Annotated in this window: 1 protein-coding gene and 1 pseudogene; both read left to right on the forward strand. The window is 45.8% G+C overall.

All coding sequences use genetic code 11. From position 1 onward, the window contains the following. The first annotated feature begins 193 nt into the window (after positions 1-193). Positions 194-2,902 (forward strand): annotated as a pseudogene (locus OQV04_RS23530) (DUF2345 domain-containing protein). Position 2,903: 1 nt separating this feature from the next. After that, on the forward strand, positions 2,904-4,723 hold a 1,820-nt coding region (locus OQV04_RS23535), incomplete at its 3' end, for a phospholipase D-like domain-containing protein (protein WP_332643073.1).

Here is a 4,723-nt window from a genome sequence, read left to right on the forward strand (position 1 = left end):
AAAACTTATTATGTGTGTAAAACCATTCAGATAAATCTATTTTATGCTAAATGCGTCAAAATTTTTAAATAATAAATTTGTTTTTATTTATAACAATCGGTTAGCTTAAGGTAAATAAATTGGCATTAGCGTGGATAACCTTACTCTAGCATTTCATTTTCGGTTGCCACAAAGCATCTGAAAGGAATACGTCATGAGCTTGTTCGACATTGTCATTAAGCCGTTTCAATCCCATAATCGCTACCAGCTTGCTGTACAAGGTTGCCAGACCCACTTAGACGTTGAGCACTTCACGGGACGTGAAGCCATTAGTGAAACTTATCGTTATCAGATTACCTTTACCTCCCCAAACAAAAACCTGCAAGCGCAACAATTTCTACGCCGCAGTGCTGATTTTACCTTTTCATCGCCTACCCTGCCATTGGCTATGCTGAACACATTGAATGAGCCGCAAAAACGTGTTCATGGCGTGATCACCCACTTCAAGCGGCTGTCTGGCTCCGCTGATGAAACACAATACCAAATTGTGATAGAACCGTTTGTCTCCTTATTACGCCACCAAATGCGCACTCACCGCTTCTTCTTAAATAAATCCGTGCCAGACGTCATTGACCTCATCTTACGTGAGCATGACATGAAAGGCTGGGAGTTTGAATTTCATTTGCAGCACCAATACCCCAAGCGAGAGCAAATTAACCAAATCAATGAGAGTGATTGGCAGTTTATTGAACGCCTGCTAAGTGAAGTGGGGATTTTCTATTCATTCAGTTTGCAACCGGATACCAAAACCGAAGTTATTCATTTTGGGGATAGCCAACGAGCCTATGTGTATGACCTCAAGCTACCTCTCAATAGCCCATCAGGGATGAATGACGAGGGTGTAGAAAGTGTCTGGGGGTTATCACTACGTCATCAAGTGGTTGAGCGCAGTGTCACCACCAAAGATTATAATCACCGCCAAGCGATGCAAACCTTGCAATCCATTGAAACGGATATGACTTGAGGTGAGGGAGAGGACATCCACTACGGTGATGTCTATCATTATAAACCTCGTCATCTTGAGCGCGGTGAGAAGTACCAACCAGAAACGGAAACCGCTCACTTTTGGTCACGCCTTGACCATGAGCGTTTTCTGGCTCGTCAAACTCAGCTGCACGGTAAAAGTAATTCACCGATGCTAACGCCATTATTGGTGCTCAAAATTACCGATAACCAACTGCCTTCAACATTACCGTCTGACTTTCAATCTGAAATACTGATTACTCGATTGCGATTTTCAGGTAGCCGCAGCAGTGCCTTAGTCGTGCAATTTGAAGCAACGTCGTACACCGAAGCTCTGTGCTGGCGTCCGACCTTGAAGCCTCGCCCTGTGATTGCAGGGACATTGATGGCACGCGTCACCAGTGCTAAACCTCACGATATCTACGCCCACCAGAATGAGCATGGTTTTTATTGGGTTAAATTCGATGCGGATCGTGATGAAAAATCGACGGGGTATGAAAGTATGCCTGTGCGGCTAGCGAAACCGTACGCGGGCGATACCTACGGGATGCACTTTCCGTTAATCCAAGGGACAGAAGTTGCCATTGCCTTCCATGAGGGTGACCCAGACCGACCGTACATTGCCCATGCCTTGCATGACTCGCATCGCCCCGACCACATCACCGACAAAAATAATACCCGCAATGTCATTCGTACTCCGGCAAATAATAAGCTACGCATGGAAGACAAACGCGGGGAAGAACACATCAAATTCAGCACCGAATACGGGGGGAAATCGCAACTCAATTTAGGGCATCTGGTTAATCAAGGACGTGAAAAACGCGGTGACGGCTTTGAACTGCGCACCGACAGTTGGGGCGCTATTCGAGCAGGAAAAGGGCTGTTTATCAGCACCGATTTACGCACAAAAGCCTCGTCTGAACAACTGGATATGCGCGAAGCCAAGCAGCAATTGGATGATGCGTTGAACCTTGTGAGCTCCCTACGGGAAGCCGCCGAAGTCGCGAAAGCAGAGCTGGCAGACATGAAGGCTCAACAACGCTTATTAACTGAGTCCATCAACGAATTGCAGCAGGCAGCGTTATTACTCAGTGCGCCCGCGGGTATCGCATTAACCTCCCCCAAAACCGTACAGGCTCACAGCGGTGAAAACATTACCCTGACGGCCAATAAACAGGCAGATATCTCAGTCGGTAAAAAAATCACCTTAGCCGCAGGTCAAGCCATCAGCTTATTTGCTCATACCCTAGGAATCAAAGCCTTTGCAGCAAAAGGTAAAGTGGAAATTCAAGCTCAAAGTGATGAAATGCATCTCACCTCACTCAAAGACATGACCGTCACCAGTACGGGCGGTAAAACTGTCGTCGCCGCTAAAGATGAACTGCTATTGACCTGCGGTGGTGCCTATATTCGTTTAAAAGGCGGGCAGATTGAGTACGGCAGCCCCAGCAACCAAACGGTCAAAGCGACTAACTGGGTGGTTGAAGGCCCTGCCTCGATGGATGTCACTCATCCACAATTTCCACAGTCAATGCCAAAACAAACCTTGCGTTTTCAACTGAGTTCGTCGCCGCAAAGCCCAATGAAGGCGCGCGCGTTTGAGCCGTATGAGCTGTATGCCAATGGGGCACTGATTTTAAAAGGCATGAGTGATGCACAAGGTAATGTGCAAATTGACCATGATATTCCTACGGACAGCTACCAACTGCGTTTATTGAATGGGGACCGTTACGATATCGATGTTCCTTCTGCGGAGTCGCAAGAGGAAGAACACGTCGAGCCCGTTAATGTCGGTTTTCGAACCAGTGCGCCGAGCCAAGAGCGAGAAAGCTCGCGAATAGGTCAAGCATGGGGGGAAGGGCTTTCCCAATTTATCACTGAATGGAATAAGAGAAAATAATATGTCAGGAAATCAATCTGGGGGATTCCCCGCTTCCGTGCAATTACCCATTCCGGCAACCGAGCAGAAAATACGCTTACCCGTCTCGACCTGCATGGTACTGCAAATGACGCCAAGTTGGATCCCTGAGCGCACCAAATACCCTATGAGTTTATTTGTGTATGCGCCACTTATTAATGGAAAACAGACCTTTGCAGCGGTTGCGGAGGCCATTCGTAAAGCGAAAAAAAGTATTGAGATTATTACATGGGGCTTTCAGCCCTCCATGTATTTTGAACGCTCAAGTGGAATTAGGGATGGACAATTTCCTAATATTGCGGAGCTTCTTGAGCAAAAAGCCAAAGAAGGTGTAAAGGTACGCATTCTGGTGTGGTTTGATGAGATAGCAAAGCTGGGTGAAACCAGTTTACCCGGCTGGCCTAAGCAAACGTATTTTACGCCAAGGCAAAAGGTTGAACTACCTTCAGATATGATGCAGACCATTGGGGCTAAATTAGATTATGAGTCTGATAAACAATATACCTTTGATAAAGAATGGCTTATTCGAGCTAAAAACAATCAAATTAAAAATTTATCAGTTCGTACACGTTCGATGGCGATCAACAGCCCTTCATCTCGCTTAAGTAAGGTGGCTGAATTAACCAAGCACCAATTTGGTAGCGATGATGTTGAATTCAGTTTACGTTTAGCTGCACTTGCTGTAGTGCCCACTCACCATCAAAAAGCGGTTTTGATTGATTATGAAGATCCTGAATTAGCGATTGGCTTTGTGATGGGTCATAACATGCATTCGCAGTATTGGGATGATGATAAACACTCAATTACTCAACATAAAAATATGTCATGGTTAGGGCGTGATGGCCCCACAGCATGGCAAGATACGTCGAACTGTGTGTATGGCGAAGTATTATGTGATTTAAGTGATAATTTTGTCACGGCATGGAATGAAACTGAAGGCTTTTTTACAACGGGTAATGAAGGTGCTCAACTTTTAGAACAGCGGAAGTCCCTTACACGCAGCCAATATACGCCCACCATTGAGTTCATTGATGCACTCAATGAACGCTATACCTTTTTAGCCCGAAACCCATTAATTCCAACGTCGGGTAAAATTTGCCGCACTCAACCGGAATATGACGAATACGATATTTTAAAGTCTTACGACCATGGTGTTAAGCATGCGCGTAATTATCTCTATTTTGAAAACCAATATTTCCGGTTATCGTCAATTGGGCGGGATGTGCGTAACATGGTCGAGGTGCGGAATAAATGCTTTGCAGAGGCCGCTGCAACCGACCCTAAACTGCAAGGTGAAAAGCTGCCACCGTTCTATTTGTTTGTGGTGACGAACTCCACCACGAAAGCAGAGATTGGCGACTCCAACCACGTGGGCGGTTATCAAACCTATAAAATGCTAGAGACGTTAGGCCGCCGTGACCTCATGCGTGAGCATGCAGCGTTTGATGGCACCTTTAAAAATATCATGGTTTCCACACAAGAGAGCTTACTCAAGCCCATTCAGGTTGTAGAACCCGATGATATTCAAGAAGAAGAGATTGACGGGTTTAAGAGCGTCATTTGTACCTTGGTTTCGCCCGATTCTGACCGCTGGCAATCGGTGTATGTCCACAGCAAGCTCACCTTAGTGGATGACACCTTTTTAATCCAAGGCTCTGCCAATATCAATTTACGCAGTATGGCATTTGATACTGAAATTGCCGTCGTACTGCAAGATACCGATATTTTCCCGATTATTAAGCCACTGCGGGAACATTTGTGGGGGATGCATAAGGGAACAGGAGGTATCTCTGATGATTTAAC

Source organism: Escherichia sp. Lx600-2 (genome assembly GCF_036662595.1).
Lineage (GTDB): Bacteria > Pseudomonadota > Gammaproteobacteria > Enterobacterales > Enterobacteriaceae > Escherichia > Escherichia coli.